We start from the raw sequence: 22,294 nt of genomic DNA, 5'->3' as shown, positions 1-22,294 counted from the left end.
CGGCTGCAGAACGGCAGATATCTGCATGACTGCCGCCAAGACCTGATAGTCCGGTAACGGCCCCATAGCAGAACGCGCGAACACTACTCAGTCGGCGGAGATCATCGTGATCAGGGCGTCGGCGGGTTCGACGGCCTCGTAGGCAAGCCCGTCGCCGTCGACGACGGTCAGGATCGCCTCGCCTTGCGCATCCGCGACGACGACCGTGCCGTCGCCGTTGTTGGTCCAGGTCCGCGCCCTTGCAAGTCCCGGCCAGACGGCGTCGCAGTCGGCGGCCGGCTCGAAGCGCGCGCTGCGGCTGGAGATCGGGCCGCCGCGCTCGGCGAGGCAGGCCGTGTTCGCCGCGGCGTTGGAAATCGTGTAGCTGTGGCCAGCCGGCTTTGCAGGAATGGAGCCCGAGACGATAGGATCGACACCGGGGCGCTCCTGCCCCCAGTAGGTCCAGAGACCGAACGACACGGCAGCGGCCAGGATGGCGATCGTCAGCGTCTTCATGGGTCTCTCCTTCATCGCGACTCGACGGAAAAAGCATGCGCCTGCAAGCTTGCCGAATGGTTAACGAAGGCTTTCCCGCCTCTACCCGGTTTTTCGCGACAGGGGCGTTTCCGGCACCGGCGTCAGGGCCGCGCCCCGCTCGAACCAGGCGAGGAGATTGTCGGCGACGAGATCGGCCATCGCGTCGCGCGTCACGACGGAAGCCGAGGCGACATGCGGCAGCAGCGTGGTGTTGGGCGCGGAAAGCAGCGCCTCCGGCACGTTCGGCTCGTCATAGAAGACATCGAGCCCCGCCGCGGCGATGACGCCATCGTGGAGAGCGGCGGCAAGCGCCGCCTCGTCGACCGTCCAGCCGCGCCCGACATTGATCAGCACGCCATTCGGCCCGAGCGCGCGCAGCACCGCCGCATCGATCGTCCGGTGCGTCTCCGCCGTCTTCGGCACGATGGCGATCAGGATATCGACGGCCTCCGCCAGTTCCATCAGCGAGGGATGGTAGGCATAGGGCACGGCCTCGCGCGGCTTCCGCGTGTGATAGGCGATCTCGATGCCGAAGCCCTTCAGCCGCTCGGCGATGGCAAGGCCGATACGGCCGAGACCGTAGATGCCGGCCCGGCGCCCGCGCAGGCTGAGCGGCGTCAGCGGGAACGGGCCCTCCCGCGTCCAACGTCCCTCGCGCAGCCAGGTTTCGGCCTGCGGCAGGCGGCGCACCGTGTTTATGAGGAGCCCGACGGTGGTATCCGCCACCTCGTCGTTCAGCACGTCCGGCGTATTGGTGACGACAATGCCGCGCCCGGCGGCCGCCGACACGTCGACCCCGTCATAGCCGACGCCGAAGCTCGCGATGATCTCCAGCGAAGGCAGGTGCTCGATCATCGCGGCATCGAAGCTGCCGGAAACGGCGACGCCCGAGATGCTCGCCGCCTCGGAGCGGGCGAGAAGCGCGGGATCGGCCTTCTCGATGCGCACGATGTCGAACGTGTCCCTCAAACGGTCGAGCACCCGCTCGCGGATCGTTCCGGGCACGAGAATGCGTGTCTTGGCCGCCATGGCGAAAGCTCCTTCAGTCTGAAATGCCTCAGCCTTCCGGATGCGGCTTCAGCGGTCCGGTCGATTGCCGGATGCGCATTTCCGGCTTGATGAGGTGGATGCCGTCCGGCTCGTGGCTGCCGGAGAGCTTGTCGAGAAGCGCGCGGGCGGCGTTGCGCCCGACCTCCGATTGGCCGTTCCAGACGGTGGTGAGGGCGGGCGTGGCGATCGCCGCCTCCTCCAGGTCGTCATAGCCGGTGACGGAGACGTCGCGGCCGGGCACCAGGCCGGCGCGGGCGATGCCGTTCATCAGGCCGATGGCGACGAGGTCGTTCCAACAGACGGCCGCCGTCGGCTTCTGCGGCAGCGAGAGGAAATGCACCGCCGCCTCGAAGCCGCCCTGCTTGGTGCGCGGGCCCGGAATGCGAAGGCCGGGATCGACCTCGATATTGGCCTTGCGCAGCGCGTTGACGTAACCCTGGTAGCGGTCGCGGCCGGTGGACGTCTGGTCCGTGCCGCCCACCATGGCGATGGTGCGGTGGCCGAGACCGATCAGGTGATTGGTGGCGAGCGAGATGCCGTAGCTGTCGTCGCCGCGGAAGATCGGCACGTCCAGCCCCTCGATGGAGCGCGCGATCAGGATCGCCGGCATGCCGTTGTCCTCGGCGAGCTGGATATCCTCCGGCGGCGTGCCGATGGCCGGCGACATGATCACCCCGTCGCCGCCGAGTTGCAGCAGGGTCTCGACGAAATTGCGCTGCTTCTCCACCGAATCGTAGTGGTTGGAGAGGATGAAGGTCTGCCGGTCGCGGTCGAGCTCGCTCTCGATGGCCTTGAGGATTTCCGCATAGAACGGGTTCATGATGTCGTGCACGACGACGCCGATGATGCCGGAGCGGGAGGTGCGAAGGCTCGCCGCGCGGCGGTTGTAGATATAGCCGAGCGCGCGCGCCTGTTCCTTGATCCGGTCGCGCGTGGCGGCCGCGACGAGCGGGCTGTCCCTGAGCGCAAGCGATACCGTCGCCGTGGAAACGCCGAGCGTCTCCGCGATGGTGGAAAGCTTGATTTTCTGAGCCACGACCCCTCCCCAAGAACGCGCAGCAACGCGGCTTTAAAACCGTTTATTTAAACAGTTTAAATTTCGTCGGCAACAGGCTTTTCGCCGTTTCGGGTCACATCCGGCAGGCCCGCATGCAGGTTCTCGTCCATGGCGCGCAGGAGCTTGAGGAGATTGCGCACGTCCTTCTCGCTGAGCCCGTCGGCGGCCTGCCGCTCGCTGAGCCGGCCGGCCTCGGTGATGTGGTCGACGGAAGCGCGCCCGGCCTCGGTGAGATGCACGACGGTGAGGCGCCCGTCCATCTCGTCGGGCTTGCGCTCGACGAAACCCTGCGCCTCCAGCCGGCCGATGGTGCGCGTCATGGTCGGCGCCTTGACGCCGAGCCGCGTGGCGAGCGCCCCGGCCGTCAGCCCGCCCTCTTCGGCAAGCGCGAGGATCACGCCATCCTGCCCGGCATAAAGGCCCGTCGCCAGAAGATTGCGCGAAAGCACCGTGCGCATGGAGCGCGCCGCATTGACGACGGCGGCGGCAAGCCCGGCACCCGAGACCGCCTCGTGCGATTTCTTCTTCTTGACCTTCTTGCCGTCCTTGCCGTCCTTGTGCTTCTTGCCCATGCATCGCCTCCTGCACCGCCCTTGCATCGCAGGCGCGGCCTTGTATGACAGAGGACCGAGGCTGGCGGCAAGTAAGGATCGGAGAGACGCCATGGCGCATCCAAAGATGCGATGGACCGAAAACGACCCCATGCTGGCGCCGGAGGACCGCGCGGACTGGATCGCCGTCCTGCCGCTCGGCGCGCATGAGGGCCATGGCCCGCACCTGCCGCTGGAGACCGACACGCTGATCGCCGAGGGCATCGCCGCCCGGCTGATGGCCGTGCTGCCGCCGCACCTGCCCGTGACTTTCCTGCCCGCCGAGCCGGTCGGCTATTCGCCGGAGCATCTCGACGTGCCGGGCACCCGCTCGCTCGGCTATGGCGAGGCGATCGAGCGCTGGCTGAATATCGCGCAAGACCTTCACCGCTTCGGCATCCGCAAGCTCGTGCTGCTCAACGCTCATGGCGGCAATTCGCCCCTGATGACCATCGTCGCGACCGAGGCGCGCGTCCGGCTCAACATGCTGGTCGTCGCCACCGCCTGGACCCGCTTCGGCCAGCCGGAGGGCTGGATATCGCCGGAGGACAAGGCCATCGACATCCACGGCGGCGATATCGAGACCTCCGTCATGCTCGCCCTCCACCCCGAGCTTGTCCGCATGGAAAAGGCCGAGCGCTTCGGCTCGCGGCAGGCGGAGTTCGCCGCGCGCTTTTCGCATCTGCGCGCTTATGGCCCGCATGCCTTCGGCTGGAAGATGTCCGACCTCAATCCGAAGGGCGTTGCGGGCAATGCCGGCGCCGCGACGGCGGAGAAGGGCGAGGCTTTGCTCGCCCATGCCGTGCGCGGCCTCGTCGCGCTTCTGGAGGACGTCGCGGCCTTCGACGCCGGGTCGCTCCGTTAAAGTCGGATCATGGCGCCCGGGGATTTGCGCTGGCCCGTCCGATCTCCTATATCAATGCCAGCGACGGACCCTGGCGTCCGATCATCCTTCGAGGTTCCCATGACCGAAACAGCCCTTCCCAAGCCCATTCCCGTCACCGTGCTCACCGGCTATCTCGGCGCCGGCAAGACGACGCTGCTGAACCGCATCCTCACCGACAACCACGGCAAGAAATACGCCGTCATCGTCAACGAGTTCGGCGAGATCGGCATCGACAACGACCTGATCGTCGAGTCGGACGAGGAAATCTACGAGATGAACAACGGCTGCATCTGCTGCACCGTGCGCGGCGACCTGATCCGCGTGGTGGAAGGCCTGATGCGCCGCCCCGGCCGCTTCGACGCCATCATCGTCGAGACCACCGGCCTTGCCGATCCCGTGCCGGTCGCCCAGACCTTCTTCATGGACGACGACGTGCGCCAGAAGACCGAGCTCGACGCCGTTGTCGCGCTCGTCGACGCCAAGCACCTGCCGCTGCGCCTCAAGGACAGCCGCGAGGCCGAGGACCAGATCGCCTTCGCCGATGTCGTGCTCGTCAACAAGACCGACCTCGTGAGCCCGGAAGAGCTCGCCCGGGTCGAGGCCACGGTGCGTGCCATCAATCCGTCGGCCCGCATCCACCGCACGACCCGCTCGGAGATCGACCTCACCAAGGTTCTCGACCAGGGCGCCTTCAACCTGGAACGGGCGCTGGAAAACGATCCGCACTTCCTCGACCACGATCACCCGGACCATGTCTGCGGCCCCGATTGCGGCCATGACCATCATCATCACGATCACGATCACGACCACCACCATCATGATCATGATCACGGTCATCACCACCACGATCATGACCACCATCACCACGACCACGGCGTCTCGCCGATCCATGACGTGACGGTGCAGTCGATCTCGTTGCGCGGCGGCGAGATGAACCCCGAGCGTTTCTTCCCCTGGATCCAGAAGATCACCCAGACGGACGGCCCGAACATCCTGCGCCTCAAGGGCATCATCGCCTTTGCCGGCGACGACGAGCGTTATGTCGTGCAGGGCGTGCACATGATCGTCGAGGGCGACCACCAGCGCGCCTGGAAGGATGGCGAGACGCGCGAAAGCCGCCTCGTCTTCATCGGCCGCGATCTCGACCGCGAGAAGATCGAGCGCACGTTCAAGGCCTGCGAGGCGCAGAAAGCATGATGCCGGAAAGCGTGAAGGAAAAGACCCGATAATGCCGACAGTCGCGCCTCTCGATCTCGACGGCCACGTCATTGCGGCCGCCTTCCTCGGCGACGTGCCGTTCTTCGCCACCGCCTCCGGCGCCATCCACCGCCTCGACCAGGGCGAGAAGGTCACCGAGGCGCATGACGGCCTGCTCGCCTGCGTGCGCGACGAGGCGAACGACACGCTGATCACCGGCGGCGAGGACGGCAAGGTGCTGCGCATCGCCGCCGACGGCAGCGTGACGCTTCTGGCTGAAGTGCCGCGCAAGTGGATCTCCGTCGTCGCCGCCGGCCCGCAGGGCGCCGTCGGCTTCGCGGAAGGCCGCACCGCCCGCGTTCGCCTTGCCGACGGCACGATCAGGGAATTCACCGAGGCCCGCTCCGTCGAGGGCATCGCCTTTGCGCCGAAGGGCCTGCGCATCGGCGTCGCCCGCTACAACGGCGCGTCGCTGCACTGGGTCGCCATGGCCGCCCCGCCGGTCGATCTCGAATGGAAGGGCGCGCATACCGGCATCACCTTCTCGCCGGACGGCCGCTTTGTCGTCACCAGCATGCAGGAAAACGCCCTGCACGGCTGGAAGCTCGATGCCAAGCCCGGCGCCGAGACCCGTCACATGCGCATGACCGGCTATCCGGCCAAGGTGAAGTCGCTCTCCTGGTCCGCCAAGGGCAAGTGGCTCGCCTCCTCCGGCGCACCCGCCGCCATCGTCTGGCCCTTCTCGGCCAAGGACGGCCCGATGGGCAAGCCGCCGCTGGAACTCGGCACCCGCGCCGATGTCATGGTGACCGCCGTCGCCTGCCATCCGGGCGAGGATGTCGTCGCCATCGGCTATTCCGACGGCATGGTGCTGGCCGCCCGCTTCGCCGACAGCCGCGAGGTGCTGCTGCGCCGGCCCGGCAAGGGCGCCGTCACCTCCATGGCCTGGAGCCGCAACGGCAAGCTCCTCGCCTTCGCCAGCGAAGCGGGCGATTGCGGCGTCATCGATCTCGCCGGATAGGAAGAGCCATGCCCCAGGCGAGCCTCCATGCATTTCCGGCCAAGAGCTGGCCGGAAAGCCCCGTCTGGGCCGAGGTCCACGCGGCCGCCGAACGACGCGCGCTGGAGCAGCCCCATCTCGCCGAATTCATGATGCCGGTCCTCAAGGCCTCGACCGGCCGGCAGATGCTGATCGGCGCGCTGGCCGCGCGCCTTTCCCATTCCCCCGGCGACCGGGCGCTCGCCGCGCAGATCCTCGCCTCGGTCGGGGACGAAACGCTTCTCGGCGAGACCGAGGCCGACATTTCGGCGGTCGTCTCGCGCGACCCGGCAAGCCCCGATCCGCTCGTCGCCCTTCTCAATTTCAAGGGTTTCCAGGCCCTTCAGGTCCACCGCTTCTCCCATCGCCTGTGGCGGGACGGCAGGATCGAGGCGGCGCGCTGGCTCTCCTCGCAGGCCTCCCTCGTCTTCGGGCTGGATATCCATCCCGGCGCGCGGATCGGCCGCGGCATCATGCTCGACCATGGCCTGGGCATCGTGATCGGCGAAACGGCGGTCGTCGAGGACGACGTCTCCATGCTGCAGCAGGTCACGCTCGGCGGCTCCGGCCGCGCCAAGGGCGACCGCCATCCGAAGATCCGCCGCGGCGTCCTCATCGGCGCGGGCGCGAAGGTCCTCGGCAATATCGAGGTCGGCGCCTATAGCAAGGTGGCGGCGGGCAGCGTGGTGCTCGAGGCCGTTCCCCCCTACAGCACCGTCGCCGGCGTTCCGGCAAAGGTCGTGCGCACCCACGGCGCGGGCGAGATGCCGGCCGTGACGATGGACCAGCGGATCGACTGATCCCCTCCCGACAATCGAAAACCCGGGAGAGCGAGGCTCTCCCGGGCCCACTGGCCGCAGGGACAGGGCGGGGGGAGGTGCGGTCAGTGTTTACGGGACTTGCAGCCGCAGTCGCTGCCGCCGAGGATGCCGAGGGCATTGCCGTTCAGGATGCCAGACAGCGTGCCGTTGAGGCTGTTGTTGAGCACGCCGTTCAGCACCTTGTTGCCGTTGTTGTCGCTGAGGATATTGCCGACACCGACGCTGGGGGCGATGACGATGCCGCCCGCCTTGGTGTTGTTGCCGCTGAGAATGCCGAGGCCGAGCAGGCCGCCGGCGGAAGCCTGGCCGGCGCCGGCAAGGGCGATGACGGTTGCGATGGCGATGATGCGGGTCTTGTTCATGGTCTCTCTCCTTTGGTTGTGCACCTCGTCGATGCACAATCGAAGGTAATATAAGCGCCACTTTACTCAACCCGATTTGCCAATCATGGCAAAGAGTTAACCATAACGTCGACAAGTTTAACAATTCCTGACTTCATACAATTTATAGTATATAAAATTGCATTATACGGTTGAATTTCAACCATTGGAGGAATTTTTAACCATGCAACCCTAGGATTCCGTTCCAGAAACGGACAGGGGCAGAAACCGATGCGCTCTCTTCATGGCTTGCTCTATGCGGCATCGATCGCCGCCTTCTGCAACCCGGCGAACGCAGATTCAACCGCCGATTACAGCATCGGCGGCGGCCGGACCTCGAATGTCTTCAAGGATCCGACGCTGATTTCCTCTTCTTTCGGCGAGGCGAGGCTTGCCTTTCGCGGCAGCCTTTCGCTGGAGGACTCGCAGCTCGCCTATGGTCTGACGGCGAGCGTCCGGCGCATCGCGCGCTATCATTTCGCCGACGAGCGGCGGGCAGGCGTCGAAGTCGGCTATATGCGCGAGCTCGGCGAAGGCGTGAAGCTCACCCTCAAGGGCGGCATCGAGCACCGCCGGGACGGCGATCTCTTCCTCGCCCTGCCCGGCCTCCTGATCGGCTACAGCAAGGCCGATATCGCCGGCGCCGCAAGCGCCGGCATCACCGCCGAGCACGGCGGCGGCAAGAGCCATCTCACCGCCGCCCTTTCCAGCCTCGACCGGGGCAAGGCGGATTTCACGCTCGCCGGCCTGCCCCGCACACAGATGGAGGCCGACAACCGGCTCTTCGACCTCACCGCCGGCCATATCCGGCCGCTCCTCGGCGGCGAGATCGGCGCGACGCTGCAATATCGCACGAACCGCATCCCCGCCGGCCAGCAGGACCGGCTCGGCCGCTTTCCCGCCCATGCGCTGCGCGGCTCGCTGGCCTATGGCAGCACCTTCGGCGAGGCCGTCACGCTGATGGCGGAGGCCGGCGTCCTGCGCATCGGCAGCCCGGAACTCGGCAGGACGGTCGAGCGAAGCCGCCCCTTCCTGAAGGCGGAACTTGCCGTCCAGCTCCCGCGGGACACCGTCTTCAAGGCAAAGCTCGCGCGCGACATCCAGCTCGCCGACATCGACGACCCGCTCGGCGAGGACGTGCGCACGGTCGGCCTCTCGCTGGAAACGGCGCTGACGGAAAAGCTCAAGCTCGGCCTTGCCTTCGAGCATGCCTATAGCGACTGGCTCTACTACGACTACCGCACCCACACGACCGCGACGACCGCGACCCTCACCTACACGCTGGCGAAGGGCGCGGCCGTGGCGCTGGAATACAGCCACCTCGTCCACCGCGAAACGGACAAGGCCGCCGACTTCAAGGTCGACGGCCTCGCGATGCGGCTCTCGGGCTCGTTCTGAGGCTCACCATTCGAGTTCGAGATGCGGGCGGCCATTCGAGGTCTTCTCGATGGTCCGCCCCGTCTCGTCGATGGTGCAGCTGACGCGCTGGCGGAAGGCCGAGAAGCTTTCGAAGGTCACGACATCCACGGGCTCGTCGAAATGCAGCGTCATGCGGTAGCGGCCCGGCTGGCTGGTGATCGCCTGCACGCCGAGAACCTCCGCATCGAACGGCTGGCCGAGATAGTGGCCGCGCACCCGCGAGCCCAGCATCCACGGATCGAAGGGCGGCCGGTTGCCGACGGCGGCATGTAGCGTGTTCCAGTCGCGAAAGCCGTATTGCGCGGCGATCAGCTCCAGTGCGCGGGAATGGGAAATGTCCTGCCCCTCGGCGGAAAAGCGCGCGCGCAGCCGCTTCGCCTGATCCTTCAGGGCGTCGAGGGATGGTAGTGGCGTCGATGATGGACGCATGTCGTCTCTCCAGTCGGTGCATGCGTCGTTTCGGAGGGGTCCGCATTGCCGCCGGTTCGCATGCCTGATGCTGGAAGACCGATCGTTTCTGAGAGAGACTTCACCAAAGCTTGCGCTCGCGGACGGCAGGGGCTCTCACCCTGAACCGCACATAGTCATTCGCGCCGCCGATGTCAAATCAGGCACGCGTCGTCCAGCCGAACCAGAGCGCGACGCCCGCCAGCAGCAGCGCCATGACGCGCCGTGCCCGCCGCTCGCGCCCGGCATCGGTGAGCACCGGCTCCAGCGTCCCGGCCAGCGCCACGATGGCGGCATGGATAACCGTCGCGACGGCCACGTAGAGGATCACCAGAGCGATGTTCTGCGCCATCAGCGGCCGGCCCGGATCGACGAAGGTCGGCAGGACCGTCACATAGAAGAGGCCGGCCTTCGGGTTGAGCAGGTTGGTGACGAGGCCCCGGCGGAAATAGAAGAGGCTGGAGCGGTCGCGCGGCCCCGCCTCCGGCGCGCCGTCGCGCCAGGCGTCATAGGCAAGGTAAAGCAGGAACAGCACGCCCGCCCAGCGCAGCGCCTGGTAGAGCACGGGCGACCGGCCGATCAGCTCGGAGAGCCCGACGGCCGCCGCAAGGCCCAAGAGGGCAAGCCCGAGCGCCACGCCGACGACGGTCGCAAAGCCGGGCCTCCGCCCCTCCCCCGCCGCGACCATCGCCAGATAGGCCATGTTCGGCCCGGGCGTCAGCTCGATGATGAAGGAGGTCAGCGCGAAGGAAAGAAAGGTTGCGGACGGCGGAGAGCCGTCGAGAGCGGCTTGAAACATGGCGGGCGCGGAAAGCTCCATGCGGGGACACGCCATCCTCGCACAGGCGGGAGGGGCCGCGCAATGCGGCCCCCTCGACACTGCATCACGCCGCCTTGCGCAGCTGCGCAGAAAGGCGCCGGCCGCTCGCGACGAGCATGCCGGCCGCGCCGGCCAGCCAGCCGTCCTTCAGCTCCAGCGCCAGGAAGCGGCGGCGCTCGAAGGGGCCGGGCATGACGAGATGCCGTGCCCTGTCGGCGAAGAAGCCGAAGCGCCCGTAATATTCCGGATCGCCGACCAGCAGCACCGCGCCGTGCCCGCGGTCGCGCGCCTCGGTGATCGCCGCGCGCATCAGCGCACCGCCGATGCCCTTGCCCTCATGCGTGCAATCGACGGCGAGCGGGCCAAGCAGCAAAGCCGGCACGGCATTGCCATCGGCATCGACACCCGCCTCGACATCCCACAGGCGCACCGTCCCGATGACATGGCCATCCGCATCGCGCGCGACGAGGGCGAGGCCCTCGGCCGGCAGGCGGCCCCGGCGCAGCTTTTCCGAGGACTTGCGGAAGCGGGCTTCGCCCATGACGCGGTCGAGCAGACGCTCGCGCGCGACGACGTCGCCGGCATTTTCCCGGTCGATGGTGAAGGCGGCATGCGCGAAGAACGCGCGGACAGAATCAAGAACAGTGGCCATCTTGGCCTCCCGAACTCAAAACCGATTCAAACGGTATCCGGAATGAATTGTGAAGCTGGCGCTCCCGCAGGGACGGGAGCGCCCGGTCGTCAGATGACGTAGGCCTTGAGCGGCTCGAAGCCGTTGAAGGCGACGGCCGAATAGGTCGTCGTATAGGCGCCGGTGCCTTCGATCAGAACCTCGTCACCGATCGAAAGGGTGATCGGCAGCGGATACATGTTCTTCTCGTACATCACGTCGGCCGAATCGCAGGTCGGGCCGGCGAGCACGCAGGGCTCCATCTCGTCCGCGTCGCGCTCGGTGCGGATCGGGTAGCGGATCGCCTCGTCCATGGTTTCGGCGAGGCCGCCGAACTTGCCGATGTCGAGGAAGACCCAGCGGTGGTTGTCGTTGTCCGACTTCTTCGAGACGAGGACGACTTCCGCCTTGATCACACCCGCATTGCCGACCATGCCGCGGCCCGGCTCGATGATGGTTTCCGGGATCTGGTTGCCGAAGTGCTTCTTCAGCGCACCGAAGATCGCCTGGCCATAGGCTTCGGCCGAGGGCACGTCGCGCAGGTACTTCGTCGGGAAGCCGCCGCCCATATTGACCATCTTCAATTCGATGCCCTGCTTGGCAAGCTGCACGAAGACGCGCTTGGCATCGGCAAGGGCCGAATCCCAGGCGTCGAGCTTCGTCATCTGCGAGCCGACATGGAACGAGACGCCGTAGGACGTGAGGCCGAGCTGGTGCGCGTAGACGAGCACGTCGACGGCCATCTGCGGCACGCAGCCGAACTTGCGCGACAGCGGCCATTCGGCGCCTTCGCCATCCGTCAGGACACGGCAGAAGACGCGCGCGCCGGGGGCGGCACGCGAGATCTTCTCGACTTCCTCATGGCTGTCGACGGCGAAGAGCGAGACGCCGAGCGCATGCGCCTTGGCGACGTCGCGTTCCTTCTTGATCGTGTTGCCGAAGGAGATGCGCGAAGCGGTCGCACCGGCGTCGAGCGCCATTTCGATCTCGGCGACGGACGCGCAATCGAAGTTGGAGCCCATGGAGGCGAGGAGGCGCAGGATTTCCGGCGCCGGGTTGGCCTTCACGGCATAGTAGATGGCGCTGTCGGGCAGCGCATGGCGGAAGGCCTTGAAGTTGTCGCGCACGACATCGAGGTCGACCACGAGGCACGGGCCGTCGGGACGTCGGGTGTTCAGGAAGTCGATAATACGTGCAGAAGCCATCTCGGTATTCCCCATATCCAGGTTGCTCCGGGGAAACCCCAGAGGACAAAGGGCAGATGCGGCAACGCTCTGGAACCAGCCGGTGGAGACCCCGGAACCAAGCATGCGCAAATGCGCGAACGGTGAACCAAAGCCCGCCTAGGCTTCAATTCGGCTTTGTCTGCCATGGATTGGTGGGAAACCCGACCGCACTTCCGGCAATGAAGGTGTGCCTCTTCAGTAACCCCGGCTGATGGAAAGCCGGCAGACACCAGAAAGGCCCGCACCGTCGTTGCTTCAAGATGTCCTCGCATTTCCCGGTTGGCCGGAATAGCGACTGGAGCGGTTAGGTCCAGGTACCTTACCGATGATCCTCACCAAATCGAGGGTCGGCGGACACCCACAGGCACGTGCGACTTTGGGCAAGCGCGGAGATAAGAAGAATCGCTGTCGTAATCAAGAGGTTTTTTGCAGGCTGCTATTGAAAATATTGTGACAGCCACGACATTCGCCGGACTGGTTTTCGAAGATCGTTTATAACATGCCGGCCACCGCATTTCGGCCGGAGGCTCGCCGACCTCGCATCCCGCCGGGATGGGCGCGGGCAGCCAAGTGGGGATACATGGATACACTGACCCGAATCCGGGCCTTTATCGACGTCGTCGACGCCGAAGGCTTTTCCGCCGCCTCGCGCAAGACCGGCCGGTCCAAGGCGCTGCTATCGAAATATGTGCGCGAACTGGAGGACGAGCTGGGAACGCTCCTGCTCAACCGCACGACCCGCCAGTTCTCGATGACCGAGGCCGGCCATACCTATTACCGCACCGCCTCCGACATCCTGAAGGAGATCGACAACCTCGCCGATCTCGTGCGCGAGAAGAACACGGACCTGCGCGGCAAGCTGAAGGTCTCCGCCCCCCGCACCTTCGTCGATGCCGATATCGGCCAGTCGCTGATCGATTTCGGCCGCGAACATCCCGAGCTCTCGCTGGAGATCGTCTCGGACGACCGCTTCGTCGATCTCGTCGAGGAAGGCTTCGACGTGGCGATCCGCATCACGCGGCTGGAGGATTCCGCCCTCATCGCCCGCAAGCTCGGCGATTTCTACCTGAAGATCTGCGTGACCGAGGAATTCCTCGAACATGCCGGCCCGATCAACCATCCGAGCGACCTCACCCGCCTGCCCTGCATCATCGACACCAACGGCAAGTCGCACAGCAACTGGCGCTTCGTCGACGACAAGGGCGCGGGCTTTTCCGTGCCGGTCTCCGGCCATATCGAGGTGAACAGCCCGACGGCTGCCGTGCGCGCGGCGGCAAGCGGCCTCGGCGTCGCGCAGGTGCCGGCCTTCATCGCCCGCCCGTGCCTCGATTCGGGCCGCATCGTCTCGATCCTGGAGGATTACCTTCCGACGGACCGCGGCATCTATGCGATCTATCCGCACCGGCGCTACCTGCCGGCCAAGGTGCGCACCTTCGTCGATTTCCTGCATGCCTGGTTCCGCCGCAATCCGGGCGTGGAAGCATAGCAAGGTCCCAATTCCGACCCATTTCCGGTCCATTCATCCGGCCGATTCACGCCGCCCGGGAGGTTTGAAAAACCCATGCGATTCCTTCCTCTTCTCGTCGCCGGCACGGCCCTTCTCGCACCCGTCGTCGCGCTGGCGCATCCGCACATCTTCGCGGAAGCCCGGCTGGAGGTGGTGGCGGATGAAGGGGGCACGATCAGCGAACTGCGCAACGTCTGGCGCTTCGACGAGATGTTCTCGGCCAGCGTCGTCATGGATTTCGACAAGAACAGCAACGGCGAGCTCGATCCGGACGAACTGGCCGAGGTCGGCAAGACGGTGCTCGAATCGCTGGAGGAGTTCAACTACTACACGACGATCACCGAGGACGGCAGGACGCTGAAGGTCGCCAAGCCGGACGTGATCAATGTCGATTTCAAGGACGGCCAGCTCCTGATGTTCTTCACGGTCAAGCCCGGCGAGGTCATGCCGCTCAAGGGCAAGCTCACCTTCGGCGTCTACGATCCCACCATGTATGCCTCGATGGACTTCGCCTCCGACAGCGACCTCGTGACCGTCGGCGACAAGCTCGACGCCTGCAAGCACCAGGTGGTGCGGCCGGATCCCGACGAAGTGCTCTCGCAGAATCAGAGCAGCCTGACCGACGCCTTCTTCAACGACCCGACCGGCACCGACATGTCGAAACTCTTCGCCACCCGGCTGGAGGTCACATGCTGAGCGGCATCGGGCGTTGTTTCAGTGGAAGAGGGGGACGATTGCCTGCGGTCAAAGGCCCCTCCCCAACCCCTCCCCACAAGGGGGAGTGGCTTAACCTGCCGCGCCCTTGGCATTCCATTTTGACCGGTGAGCAAGCCTCCCGCTTTCTCCCCCCTTGTGGGGGAGATGCCGGCAGGCAGAGGGGGTTTTCGTATCCCCTCCATCTCGCCCTGCTTCTCGCACTCGCCTTCGTCTTCAGCGCAACCCTCGCCCACGCCCAGTCACCGCTCGGCATCGGCTCGGCGGAGCCCGGCTTCAACACGACCGGCGCCTTCGGCGGCCTCTTTGCCTGGATCAACGCGCAGCAGCAGGGCTTCTACCGGCTGATGACCGGCGCACTGAAGGACATGCGCCAGAACCCGTGGGCGGCTTCGACGCTCGTGACCCTTTCTTTCGCCTACGGCGTCTTCCATGCCGCCGGCCCCGGCCACGGCAAGGCGGTCATCTCCTCCTACATGCTGGCGAACGAGGTGGAGCTGAAGCGCGGCGTCGCGCTTTCCTTCCTCTCCTCCATCCTGCAGGGCGTCGTCGCCATCCTGCTGGTGGGCGCCGCCTATCTCTTCCTGCGCGGCACCACGGTCTCGATGACGGACGCGACGCGGGCGCTGGAAACCGGCAGCTATGCCCTCATCGCCCTCTTCGGCGCCTGGCTTCTCTTCCGCAAGCTCCGCCCCGCCCCCCGCGTCTCCAGGCTCGGCGTGCAGGCGGTCGAGGTGCGCGGCCATGCAGATCATCGCCATCATGCGGGCGAAGTCTGCTCGACCTGCGGCCACGCCCATGCGCCGGACCCGTCGCTGCTGAAAGGCGATCGCTTCGCACTGCGCGAGGCGTGGTCGGCCATCGTCGCCGTGGGACTGCGCCCCTGCTCGGGCGCGCTCATCGTGCTGAGCTTCGCGCTTTTGAACGGCCTCTATCTCGGCGGCGTGCTCGCCGTGCTCGCCATGTCGATCGGCACGGCCATCACCGTCTCGATCCTCGCCACCCTCGCCGTCACCGCCAAGGGCGCGGCCGTGCGCTTCGCCGGCAACGGCTCGGCGGCGCTGCGCGTCGGCACCGCCATCGAGATCGCCGGGGCGGCGCTGGTGATGATAATGGGCCTGCTCCTGCTCGGAGCCTCGCTGCAGGGCTAGAGCAACTCCAGCAAAAGTGCGAAGCGGTTTTGCGTCCGGAATTGCGTTGAAACAGACGTTCTAGTTGCCGCGCTTGCGCTGGTAGCGCGCCCTGAGCCAGAAGACGAGGAAGAAGCCGAGCACGAGCAGCGCGCCGAAGGCGCCCGCCAGCCACGGCGAGACATTGCCGAGCGCGACCATCATGCGCGGCAGGAAGTAGAACACCACGCCCGTTCCGAGCAGGATGAACAGCGCCGCAAGCGCCGCCGACTTTCCCTTGGCCTCGCCGCTCACGCTGCGTCCGCCTTGGCGATCTCGGCGCGGATATCCTCCAGCCTGCGCTTCTGCCGTCCCGCGGCATCGAAGTTCTCCGGCAGGAGCCAAGTGTCGAAGGCTTTTGCAACGACCGGCCATTCGCCGTCGATGATCGAGAACCAGGCGGTATCGCGGTTCTCGCCCTTGGAGAGCATATGCTGGCGGAAGACGCCTTCGAAGGTGAAGCCGAGACGGGCGGCGGTGCGCTTGCTGGCCGCGTTGTCGTTATGGCACTTCCACTCGTAGCGGCGGTAGCCGAGATCCTCGAATACATGCTTGGCGAGGAGATACTGCGCCTCGGTGGAAAGCGGCGAGCGCGACATGCCGCCGCCATGGGCGATGCCGCCGATCTCGACGACGCCGTTGGCCGGGTCGGGCCGCATGTAGTGCGCCATGCCGACCGGCTTGCCGCTGGCCTTGTCGACGATGACCTCGCGCACCCAGCCCGACCTGATCGCGCCTTCCGACCACGTGTCGAAACCCTCGATGCCCGAGAAGTCGGCCTGCGCGAAGTAGCGCAGCAGCGGGTTGATCGCCATGCCGCCGAAGGCATCCCAGAGCGGCTGGAGGTGCCTGGCGCGATCATAGGGCTCGATGCGCACATAGCGCCCTTCGAGCGTCACCGGCGCCGGCGGCGGGCAACCTTTCCAGTCCTTGAGATCGCGCATGAAAATCCTCCTTCGGTCTTGCCGAAGGGATAGAACAGCCGGCGGGCCGAAGCAATCGGCAAAGCAGGGAGCGGCGTTCGGCCGCTCCCCGTAAATGTCACACGGTCGCGGCCGAAACCGTCGCCTCGATATGGTCGACCAGCGCATCGGCAAGGCCGAGGCGCCCGGCGAGAAGATCGAGATAGCCGCGCTCGGCGCGCGTCTTCGACTCTATGGCAAGGCGCGAGGCGGTATAGAGCTCGACGCGCTGCTCCTCCGTCGTCGCGGCCGCGACGATCGCGTCGAGATCGACCGGATTGGCAAGCTCGTCCTCGAGGAACCGGGCGGCATCGGCGCCGAGCCCGGAGACCTTCAGCTTGTCCATGATGCGGGCGCGCTCGGCATCGTCGATATGGCCGTCAGCGCGCGAGGCGGCGATCATGGCACGCACGAGGACGAGGGCGAAATCCGTGCCGACCGCCTCGGGATGGAAACCGGAATCGACCGGCGGCGGCAGGAGCTCCGGCGTGCCGGCCTCGGCGGTATCCGCCGGATTCTGCCCGTCGCGATAATTCTTGTAGGCCTGGTAGCCGAGGCCGGCGATGGCGGCGAGGCTGCCGAGCTTCAGCGTCGAGCCCGCGACCTTGCGCCCGCCATCCGTGCCGAGCAGCACGCCGGCAATGGCGATGGTGGCGAGCGGATTGTCCTTGGCGAGCTGGGTGACCTGGCCGGCGCGGTCGCGCACGGTTCCGCCCGCACCCGGCACCTGCGAGCCGAGGAACTGGTCGAGCAACGTCTTGGGGTCGAACATGGGCGTCTCCGTTTCTCCTGTCGCGGCAAGAAGCCGGCTGCAAGGCAAGATAGGAGTGCCCCCTTCAAATTACAAATGCATGACGGGCGGCCGATGGCCGCCCGTCCGCAATTCCGTCGATCCTGCCTTCAGCCCTTGAGGGCGGCGGCTTCCGCGGCAAGCTTCTCGATGCCCGCCCAGTCGCCCCTGGCGACGAGATCCTTCGGCGCGACCCACGAGCCGCCGACGCACACGACATTCGGCAGCGAGAGATAATCGCGCGCATTGGAAAGCGAGATGCCGCCCGTCGGGCAGAACAGCGTGCCGGCGAGCGGCGAGGACAGCGACTTGAGATAGGCCGCGCCGCCGGCCTGTTCGGCCGGGAAGAACTTCATGACCTGGTAGCCCTCCTCGCGAAGGCCCATGACCTCGCTGGCGGTGGCCGCGCCCGGCAGCAGCGGGATTTCGGAATCCGCCGCCGCATCGATCAGCTCCTGCGTCGTGCCGGGGCTGACGATGAACTGCGAACCCGCCTCGACCGCCGCCTCGTACTGCGCGGCATTGAGGATCGTGCCGGCACCGGCGACGGCCCCCTCGACCTCGTTGGCGACCGCACGGATCGCCTCCAATGCGGCCGTCGTGCGCAGGGTGATCTCGATGGCCTTCAGCCCGCCGGCAACCAGCGCCCGCGCGAGCGGAACCGCCGTCTTGACGTCGTCGACGACCAGCACCGGCACCACCGGCTGCAGCTTCAGGACGGAAAGGAGCTTGGCGTTTTTCTCGCGCATGGCACCACCTTTTAAAACGATTGAATTGAGAGCGGCATACCGCGTCCGCGACGTCGTGTCGAGCCTAAAGCATGATTCATGGCCTTGTCATGACACACTTATCGTGTAGTGTTTGCCTCGCCCAAGCCCATCTCCAACAGCGAAAGCATGCCTATGGCAAAAGAGATCGAGCGGAAGTTCCTGGTATCCGGGCAACGATGGCGTAGCTCCGCGAACGAGGGCATCGCCATAAGGCAGGCCTATATCGTCGCGCAGGACGACCGGTCGCTGCGGGTTCGCCTCTATGGCGACGGACGGGCGCGCATCACGCTGAAGGTCGGCCATGCCGCGCTGGTGCGCGACGAATACGAATTCGACATCGATCGCGACGAGGCCGAGGATATGCTGCGCCATGCGGTCGGCAAGGTCATCGAGAAAGTGCGCTACAAGGTGCCCTATGAAGGCCATGTCTGGGAGGTCGACGTCTATGACGGCGCCCATCGCGGCTTGGTGATCGCCGAGGTCGAGCTCTCCTCGATCCACGACGAGCCGGAACTGCCCAACTGGGTGGGCCGCGAAGTGACCGGCGAGAGCCGCTATTCCAACCAGTCGATGGCGCTCGGCATCAGCAATGGCGCGAGCCTTCGCCAGCTCGCCTGATCCGTTACACCACGCCGCATTGCCTGAAATGCGCCAAAGCTGTATGTGGCGGCCATGACAAACACGATCCCTTCGCCCGCTGGAAACGACGGCTTCCTCGTCGCCGCGCTCTATCATTTCGTCTCGGTTCCGCGCTTTGCCGAACTGCGCGCGCCCCTGCAGGCGCTCTGCGAGGAAAACGGCGTGCGCGGCACGCTGCTGCTCGCCCATGAGGGCATCAACGGCACCATCGCCGGGCCGGATGCCGGCGTCCGCGCCGTGCTGTCCTTCCTGCGCGGCCAGCCGGAATTTTCCGGGCTGGAGCACAAGGAAAGCCGCGCCGGCGACATGCCCTTCCTGCGCATGAAGGTGCGGCTCAAGAAGGAGATCGTCACCATGGGCGTCGAGGACATCGACCCCAACCGCTCCGTCGGCACCTATGTCGCGCCGAAGGACTGGAACGCGCTGATCTCCGATCCGGACACGATCGTCATCGACACGCGCAACGACTACGAGACGGCGATCGGCATCTTCAAGGGCGCGGTCGACCCCAACACCAAGACCTTCCGCGAATTCCCGGACTGGGTGCGCCGGAACACCGGCCTGCACAACAAGCCGAAGATCGCCATGTACTGCACCGGCGGCATCCGCTGCGAGAAGGCGACCGCCTTCATGAAGGCCGAGGGCTTCGACGAGGTCTACCACCTCAAGGGCGGCATCCTGAAATATCTCGAGGACGTGCCGCCGGAGGAAAGCCTGTGGGAAGGCGCCTGCTTCGTCTTCGACGAGCGCGTCTCCGTCACCCATGGCCTGGAGGAAGGCGAGCACAAACTCTGCCGCGCCTGCCGCCACCCGCTGACCGCCGAGGAGATCGCCTCCCCGCTCTACGAGGCCGGCGTCTCCTGCCCGCATTGCCATGAGACGCGCAGCGAGGAGGACCGCATGCGCTTCCGCCAGCGGCAGAAGCAGATGGACCTTGCGAAGAAGCGCGGCGAGCGGCATCTCGGGAAATAGAGGCGAAAGCTCCTCATCCCGCTGCCGCGACCTTCTCCCCGCAAGCGGGGAGAAGGGGAATGCCTCGCCGTTTTTCCAAAAACTGGACCGATAGAGATAGGATGCGGCAGCGCCCCAAATCCCTTCTCCCCGCTTGCGGGGAGAAGGTGCCGGCAGACGGATGAGGGCCGGCGCCAAGCTAGCCCTTCCGATGGTTCCCCTTGGGAAACGCCCCGGCAAGCGCCGCATACCAGTGGCCGCTCTTCTTCACCGTGCGCACCTGCGTCTCGTAATCGACATGCACGATGCCGAAGCGCATGCGATACCCTTCCGCCCACTCGAAATTGTCCATGAGGCTCCAGGCAAAATAGCCGCGCATCGGATAGCCCTCGCTTACAAGGTCCGCCGTCACGCCGAGATGTTCGGCGATGTAGTCGAGGCGGGGCTGGTCGTCCACCGTGCCATTCTCGACGCCCATATTGTAGCAGGCACCGTTTTCCGTGATGTAGCAGTCGGGCAGCGCATAATCGGCATTGAGCCTGCGCACGAGATCGCCGAGCGCGGGGGCGTAGACCTCCCAGCCGATATCCGTCTTGGCATCGGCAACCGGCGGGGCCGGTACGGTCGCCGGGAACTCCGCGCCTTCCGCCGGATCGGCGGCGACGCGCATCGGCGTGTAGTAGTTGAGGCCCCACCAGTCGAGTGGCTGGGCAATCGTCTCCATGTCGCCGGGCTCGATCTCGGGCATGCGGTGGCCGAGGGCGGAGAGGAAGCTTTCCGGATATTCGCCCTTGAAGACCGGGCCGAAGAAGACGCCGTTGTGAAAATCGAAGGCGCGGCTTGCGGCCGCCTCGTCGGCCGGGCTGTCGCTGCCGGGATAGATCGAATGAGCGTTCAGCACGAGGCCGACGGGAAGCTCCGGCCGCTCGGCGCGGATGGCCGAGACGCCGAGGCCATGGGCGAGATTGGTGAAATGCAGCGCATGCAGCGCCGCATCCATGTTGCGCTCGCCGGGCGCATGGATGCCGTAGAGGTGGCTCAGCCAGACGGAGCACCAGGGCTCGTTGAAGGTCGCCACCGCATCCAGCCGGTCGCCGAGCCGGGCGATGACGGTCCTGGCGTAGCGCTGGAAGGCATAGGCCGTCTGCCGCGCCGTCCAGCCGCCGTCGCCCGCCAGCATCAGCGGCAGGTCCCAATGGTAGAGCGTCGCGAAAGCCTTGATGCCGCGAGCCTTGAGGCCATCGACGAGGCGGTCGTAGAAATCGAGCCCTTTCTCGTTCACCGGTCCGGTGCCCTCCGGAACGATGCGCGGCCAGGCGATGGAGAAGCGGTAGGCCTCGACGCCGAGCGACTGGATGAGGTCGAGGTCCTGCTCCAGCCGGTTGTAATGATCGCAGGCGACATCGCCATTGTGCCGGCCATAAACGCGGCCCGGCATGTTGGAGAAGGCATCCCAGATCGACGGCTTGCGCCCGTCCATCTTCGCCGCACCCTCGATCTGGAACGCGGCGGTCGCCACGCCGAAGAGGAAATCGCCGGGGAAGCGGTCGGCTAGAATCTTGGTATCCGGGGTCATTCTGTACTCGGCGTTAAATCGAATCTGCAACGTTGCAGTAATGTGCATGCCTGTAAAAAGCAAGATTCCCGGCACCCCGGCCGCTTTGCCGCCTAAAACAGAAACGCCTTAAACAAGGGTTAGGGATTTCGCCCACACTATGGCCAAGTTGGGGACGGAGTTGGATGCGTGGTGCAGAGAATCCCGAAACATCTCGTGCGAAAGGGCATGTTCATCGAAGCGATGGAATGCCCGAACGACGAGTTTTCCGGCCGCCGCTTCTACGTGCAATCCGACGAGATGCTGCGCGCGATCCTCGCGACATCGGCCGCCTATGTCCTGGTCAACACGCAGAAGAGCATGGTGCATATCGGCGCCGCGGCGGAAGCCGCAGCCGCCACCAAGGCCGAAGAACAAAAGCGCACGCTCGAGATCGTCTCGCAATCGGCGCAGGCCCTGCGCGACGGCTTCGCGGCCGTCCGATCCGGCCGACTGGAGGCCGAGGCGCTGGGGCCGGTCGCGGACGATATCTCCGACCGTATCGATGCGGATCCCGACGTCTTCCTGAAGGTCACGCGCCTGAAGACCAAGGACGAGGGAACCTATGTCCACTCGCTGGCGGTGAGCGCCCTCATGATGCGGCTTGCCCGCCTGCTCCACTACGGCGAGGACGCGGTGCGCGAGCTGGGTGTGGCGGGCCTGCTGCACGATGTCGGCAAGCTCATGGTCCCGAACACGGTGCTCAACAAGGCCGGGGGGCTCGATACGGATGAGAAGCGCCTGATCCGCACCCACCCGGAGCTCGGATACCGGTTGCTGAAGGAGCAGGACGGCATTTCGGACACCGTCCTCGAAATCTGCCGCCACCATCATGAAGCGCTCGACGGCAGCGGCTATCCTCTCGGCCTGAAGGCTGACCGGATCAGCCCCGAGGTCCGCCTCGCCACCGTCTGCGACGTCTTCGAGGCCCTGACGAGCGCCCGCCCCTACAAGCGGCCCTGGGAAACGAGGGATGCGCTGAACTGGATGTTCGAGCGCGGCCACCTGTTCGACAAGAAGCTGGTCATCCGCCTCGGCAGCATCTTTTCCTGAGGGAGCGGATCGCCGCGACTACACGGC

General features: G+C 65.9%; 25 protein-coding genes. 11 read left to right on the top strand and 14 right to left on the bottom strand.

Features of this window, described 5'->3' with window-relative positions:
* Positions 1-87: 87 nt before the first annotated feature.
* From ACZ1A1_RS22735 to ACZ1A1_RS22720, 4 genes are all read right to left on the bottom strand, one after another.
* Positions 88-495, bottom strand: coding sequence for a hypothetical protein (locus ACZ1A1_RS22735; protein ID WP_463621705.1), 408 nt, complete (start codon positions 493-495; stop codon positions 88-90).
* 81 nt (positions 496-576) lie between these two features.
* A complete protein-coding gene (locus tag ACZ1A1_RS22730; RefSeq protein WP_463621704.1) occupies positions 577-1,545 on the bottom strand; it encodes a 2-hydroxyacid dehydrogenase in 969 nt (322 codons plus the stop codon).
* Positions 1,546-1,573: 28 nt separating this feature from the next.
* Positions 1,574-2,602 carry a LacI family DNA-binding transcriptional regulator gene (locus tag ACZ1A1_RS22725; protein ID WP_313193174.1) on the bottom strand — a complete coding sequence of 343 codons (1,029 nt, stop codon included), beginning with the start codon at positions 2,600-2,602 and terminating at the stop codon, positions 1,574-1,576.
* 56 nt (positions 2,603-2,658) lie between these two features.
* Positions 2,659-3,195, bottom strand: coding sequence for a MarR family winged helix-turn-helix transcriptional regulator (locus ACZ1A1_RS22720; RefSeq protein ID WP_463621703.1), 537 nt, complete (start codon positions 3,193-3,195; stop codon positions 2,659-2,661).
* A 91-nt stretch (positions 3,196-3,286) separates the two neighbouring features.
* Between ACZ1A1_RS22720 and ACZ1A1_RS22715 the strand changes: the two genes are divergently transcribed.
* From ACZ1A1_RS22715 to cysE, 4 genes are all read left to right on the top strand, one after another.
* Complete coding sequence (locus ACZ1A1_RS22715) at positions 3,287-4,078, top strand: creatininase family protein (RefSeq protein ID WP_463621702.1); 792 nt, start codon at positions 3,287-3,289, stop codon at positions 4,076-4,078.
* A 99-nt stretch (positions 4,079-4,177) separates the two neighbouring features.
* The gene (locus tag ACZ1A1_RS22710; RefSeq protein WP_463621701.1) at positions 4,178-5,296 is read left to right on the top strand and encodes a CobW family GTP-binding protein; all 1,119 of its coding nucleotides are present in this window, start codon (positions 4,178-4,180) and stop codon (positions 5,294-5,296) included.
* A gap of 31 nt (positions 5,297-5,327) precedes the next feature.
* Positions 5,328-6,317, top strand: coding sequence for a WD40 repeat domain-containing protein (locus tag ACZ1A1_RS22705; RefSeq protein ID WP_463621700.1), 990 nt, complete (start codon positions 5,328-5,330; stop codon positions 6,315-6,317).
* An 8-nt stretch (positions 6,318-6,325) separates the two neighbouring features.
* Positions 6,326-7,135, top strand: coding sequence for a serine O-acetyltransferase (cysE, locus tag ACZ1A1_RS22700; RefSeq protein WP_463621699.1), 810 nt, complete (start codon positions 6,326-6,328; stop codon positions 7,133-7,135).
* Between the two features lie 83 nt (positions 7,136-7,218).
* Here the strand turns inward: cysE and ACZ1A1_RS22695 are convergent, their stop codons facing one another.
* Positions 7,219-7,518, bottom strand: a complete 300-nt coding sequence (locus tag ACZ1A1_RS22695) for a hypothetical protein (protein WP_415212350.1) — start codon at positions 7,516-7,518, stop codon at positions 7,219-7,221.
* Between the two features lie 249 nt (positions 7,519-7,767).
* On the opposite strand from ACZ1A1_RS22695, the gene ACZ1A1_RS22690 reads away from it, so the two are divergent.
* The gene (locus ACZ1A1_RS22690; protein ID WP_463621698.1) at positions 7,768-8,934 is read left to right on the top strand and encodes a hypothetical protein; all 1,167 of its coding nucleotides are present in this window, start codon (positions 7,768-7,770) and stop codon (positions 8,932-8,934) included.
* Between the two features lie 3 nt (positions 8,935-8,937).
* On the opposite strand, the gene ACZ1A1_RS22685 is transcribed toward ACZ1A1_RS22690, so the two are convergent.
* From ACZ1A1_RS22685 to odc2, 4 genes are all read right to left on the bottom strand, one after another.
* Positions 8,938-9,384 (bottom strand): glyoxalase superfamily protein, encoded by a 447-nt coding sequence (locus tag ACZ1A1_RS22685; protein WP_313193182.1) that lies wholly within the window; start codon positions 9,382-9,384, stop codon positions 8,938-8,940.
* A gap of 178 nt (positions 9,385-9,562) precedes the next feature.
* Positions 9,563-10,201 (bottom strand): LysE family translocator, encoded by a 639-nt coding sequence (locus tag ACZ1A1_RS22680; RefSeq protein WP_463621697.1) that lies wholly within the window; start codon positions 10,199-10,201, stop codon positions 9,563-9,565.
* 85 nt (positions 10,202-10,286) lie between these two features.
* Positions 10,287-10,874 carry a GNAT family N-acetyltransferase gene (locus ACZ1A1_RS22675; RefSeq protein ID WP_463621696.1) on the bottom strand — a complete coding sequence of 196 codons (588 nt, stop codon included), beginning with the start codon at positions 10,872-10,874 and terminating at the stop codon, positions 10,287-10,289.
* Between the two features lie 89 nt (positions 10,875-10,963).
* A complete protein-coding gene (odc2, locus tag ACZ1A1_RS22670; protein WP_119256619.1) occupies positions 10,964-12,097 on the bottom strand; it encodes an ornithine/lysine decarboxylase in 1,134 nt (377 codons plus the stop codon).
* A gap of 601 nt (positions 12,098-12,698) precedes the next feature.
* Here odc2 and ACZ1A1_RS22665 point away from each other — a divergent pair.
* The 3 genes from ACZ1A1_RS22665 (at position 12,699) to ACZ1A1_RS22655 (ending at position 15,490) form a co-directional block, all read left to right on the top strand.
* The gene (locus ACZ1A1_RS22665; RefSeq protein WP_313193186.1) at positions 12,699-13,604 is read left to right on the top strand and encodes a LysR family transcriptional regulator; all 906 of its coding nucleotides are present in this window, start codon (positions 12,699-12,701) and stop codon (positions 13,602-13,604) included.
* 75 nt (positions 13,605-13,679) lie between these two features.
* Positions 13,680-14,321, top strand: coding sequence for a DUF1007 family protein (locus ACZ1A1_RS22660; RefSeq protein ID WP_313193187.1), 642 nt, complete (start codon positions 13,680-13,682; stop codon positions 14,319-14,321).
* Positions 14,322-14,530: 209 nt separating this feature from the next.
* A complete protein-coding gene (locus ACZ1A1_RS22655) occupies positions 14,531-15,490 on the top strand; it encodes a nickel/cobalt transporter (RefSeq protein ID WP_463621736.1) in 960 nt (319 codons plus the stop codon).
* Between the two features lie 60 nt (positions 15,491-15,550).
* On the opposite strand, the gene ACZ1A1_RS22650 is transcribed toward ACZ1A1_RS22655, so the two are convergent.
* The 4 genes from ACZ1A1_RS22650 to ACZ1A1_RS22635 form a co-directional block, all read right to left on the bottom strand.
* Positions 15,551-15,763 carry a hypothetical protein gene (locus tag ACZ1A1_RS22650; RefSeq protein ID WP_463621695.1) on the bottom strand — a complete coding sequence of 71 codons (213 nt, stop codon included), beginning with the start codon at positions 15,761-15,763 and terminating at the stop codon, positions 15,551-15,553.
* The gene (locus ACZ1A1_RS22645) at positions 15,760-16,452 is read right to left on the bottom strand and encodes a GNAT family N-acetyltransferase (protein ID WP_463621694.1); all 693 of its coding nucleotides are present in this window, start codon (positions 16,450-16,452) and stop codon (positions 15,760-15,762) included. The genes ACZ1A1_RS22650 and ACZ1A1_RS22645 overlap by 4 nt, the downstream gene beginning before the upstream one ends.
* A gap of 97 nt (positions 16,453-16,549) precedes the next feature.
* Positions 16,550-17,242: a tellurite resistance TerB family protein gene (locus ACZ1A1_RS22640; RefSeq protein ID WP_463621693.1), complete on the bottom strand. Its 693-nt coding sequence runs from the start codon at positions 17,240-17,242 to the stop codon at positions 16,550-16,552.
* Positions 17,243-17,370: 128 nt separating this feature from the next.
* On the bottom strand, positions 17,371-18,009 hold the full coding sequence (locus tag ACZ1A1_RS22635) for a 2-dehydro-3-deoxy-phosphogluconate aldolase (protein ID WP_313193191.1): 639 nt from the start codon (positions 18,007-18,009) through the stop codon (positions 17,371-17,373).
* Between the two features lie 153 nt (positions 18,010-18,162).
* Here ACZ1A1_RS22635 and ACZ1A1_RS22630 point away from each other — a divergent pair, with 153 nt between their 5' ends.
* Together ACZ1A1_RS22630 and trhO are read left to right on the top strand one after the other, a co-directional pair.
* A complete protein-coding gene (locus tag ACZ1A1_RS22630; protein ID WP_313193192.1) occupies positions 18,163-18,648 on the top strand; it encodes a CYTH domain-containing protein in 486 nt (161 codons plus the stop codon).
* Positions 18,649-18,702: 54 nt separating this feature from the next.
* Positions 18,703-19,641: an oxygen-dependent tRNA uridine(34) hydroxylase TrhO gene (trhO, locus tag ACZ1A1_RS22625; protein ID WP_463621692.1), complete on the top strand. Its 939-nt coding sequence runs from the start codon at positions 18,703-18,705 to the stop codon at positions 19,639-19,641.
* A gap of 178 nt (positions 19,642-19,819) precedes the next feature.
* On the opposite strand, the gene ACZ1A1_RS22620 is transcribed toward trhO, so the two are convergent.
* Positions 19,820-21,196, bottom strand: a complete 1,377-nt coding sequence (locus tag ACZ1A1_RS22620) for a GH1 family beta-glucosidase (protein WP_463621691.1) — start codon at positions 21,194-21,196, stop codon at positions 19,820-19,822.
* Between the two features lie 168 nt (positions 21,197-21,364).
* Between ACZ1A1_RS22620 and ACZ1A1_RS22615 the strand changes: the two genes are divergently transcribed.
* On the top strand, positions 21,365-22,267 hold the full coding sequence (locus tag ACZ1A1_RS22615; protein ID WP_313193195.1) for an HD-GYP domain-containing protein: 903 nt from the start codon (positions 21,365-21,367) through the stop codon (positions 22,265-22,267).
* Positions 22,268-22,294: the final 27 nt, after the last annotated feature.

It is taken from the genome of Shinella sp. R2-11, from assembly GCF_055330205.1.
The sequence above is the reverse complement of the archived record's forward strand: the minus strand, read 5'-3'. Positions and strand labels throughout refer to the sequence as shown.

What these genes read in the sequence shown, in the direction of transcription:
- ACZ1A1_RS22680 (WP_463621697.1), bottom strand. Translation starts at nt 10,201, where the DNA reads ATGTTTCAAGCCGCTCTCGACGGCTCTCCGCCGTCCGCAACCTTTCTT.
- cysE (WP_463621699.1), top strand. Translation starts at nt 6,326, where the DNA reads ATGCCCCAGGCGAGCCTCCATGCATTTCCGGCCAAGAGCTGGCCGGAA.
- odc2 (WP_119256619.1), bottom strand. Translation starts at nt 12,097, where the DNA reads ATGGCTTCTGCACGTATTATCGACTTCCTGAACACCCGACGTCCCGAC.
- ACZ1A1_RS22705 (WP_463621700.1), top strand. Translation starts at nt 5,328, where the DNA reads ATGCCGACAGTCGCGCCTCTCGATCTCGACGGCCACGTCATTGCGGCC.
- ACZ1A1_RS22645 (WP_463621694.1), bottom strand. Translation starts at nt 16,452, where the DNA reads ATGCGCGATCTCAAGGACTGGAAAGGTTGCCCGCCGCCGGCGCCGGTG.
- ACZ1A1_RS22620 (WP_463621691.1), bottom strand. Translation starts at nt 21,196, where the DNA reads ATGACCCCGGATACCAAGATTCTAGCCGACCGCTTCCCCGGCGATTTC.
- ACZ1A1_RS22685 (WP_313193182.1), bottom strand. Translation starts at nt 9,384, where the DNA reads ATGCGTCCATCATCGACGCCACTACCATCCCTCGACGCCCTGAAGGAT.
- ACZ1A1_RS22660 (WP_313193187.1), top strand. Translation starts at nt 13,680, where the DNA reads ATGCGATTCCTTCCTCTTCTCGTCGCCGGCACGGCCCTTCTCGCACCC.
- ACZ1A1_RS22715 (WP_463621702.1), top strand. Translation starts at nt 3,287, where the DNA reads ATGGCGCATCCAAAGATGCGATGGACCGAAAACGACCCCATGCTGGCG.
- ACZ1A1_RS22635 (WP_313193191.1), bottom strand. Translation starts at nt 18,009, where the DNA reads ATGCGCGAGAAAAACGCCAAGCTCCTTTCCGTCCTGAAGCTGCAGCCG.
- ACZ1A1_RS22720 (WP_463621703.1), bottom strand. Translation starts at nt 3,195, where the DNA reads ATGGGCAAGAAGCACAAGGACGGCAAGGACGGCAAGAAGGTCAAGAAG.
- ACZ1A1_RS22710 (WP_463621701.1), top strand. Translation starts at nt 4,178, where the DNA reads ATGACCGAAACAGCCCTTCCCAAGCCCATTCCCGTCACCGTGCTCACC.
- ACZ1A1_RS22630 (WP_313193192.1), top strand. Translation starts at nt 18,163, where the DNA reads ATGGCAAAAGAGATCGAGCGGAAGTTCCTGGTATCCGGGCAACGATGG.
- ACZ1A1_RS22695 (WP_415212350.1), bottom strand. Translation starts at nt 7,518, where the DNA reads ATGAACAAGACCCGCATCATCGCCATCGCAACCGTCATCGCCCTTGCC.
- ACZ1A1_RS22665 (WP_313193186.1), top strand. Translation starts at nt 12,699, where the DNA reads ATGGATACACTGACCCGAATCCGGGCCTTTATCGACGTCGTCGACGCC.
- ACZ1A1_RS22735 (WP_463621705.1), bottom strand. Translation starts at nt 495, where the DNA reads ATGAAGACGCTGACGATCGCCATCCTGGCCGCTGCCGTGTCGTTCGGT.
- ACZ1A1_RS22690 (WP_463621698.1), top strand. Translation starts at nt 7,768, where the DNA reads ATGCGCTCTCTTCATGGCTTGCTCTATGCGGCATCGATCGCCGCCTTC.
- ACZ1A1_RS22675 (WP_463621696.1), bottom strand. Translation starts at nt 10,874, where the DNA reads ATGGCCACTGTTCTTGATTCTGTCCGCGCGTTCTTCGCGCATGCCGCC.
- ACZ1A1_RS22730 (WP_463621704.1), bottom strand. Translation starts at nt 1,545, where the DNA reads ATGGCGGCCAAGACACGCATTCTCGTGCCCGGAACGATCCGCGAGCGG.
- ACZ1A1_RS22640 (WP_463621693.1), bottom strand. Translation starts at nt 17,242, where the DNA reads ATGTTCGACCCCAAGACGTTGCTCGACCAGTTCCTCGGCTCGCAGGTG.
- trhO (WP_463621692.1), top strand. Translation starts at nt 18,703, where the DNA reads ATGACAAACACGATCCCTTCGCCCGCTGGAAACGACGGCTTCCTCGTC.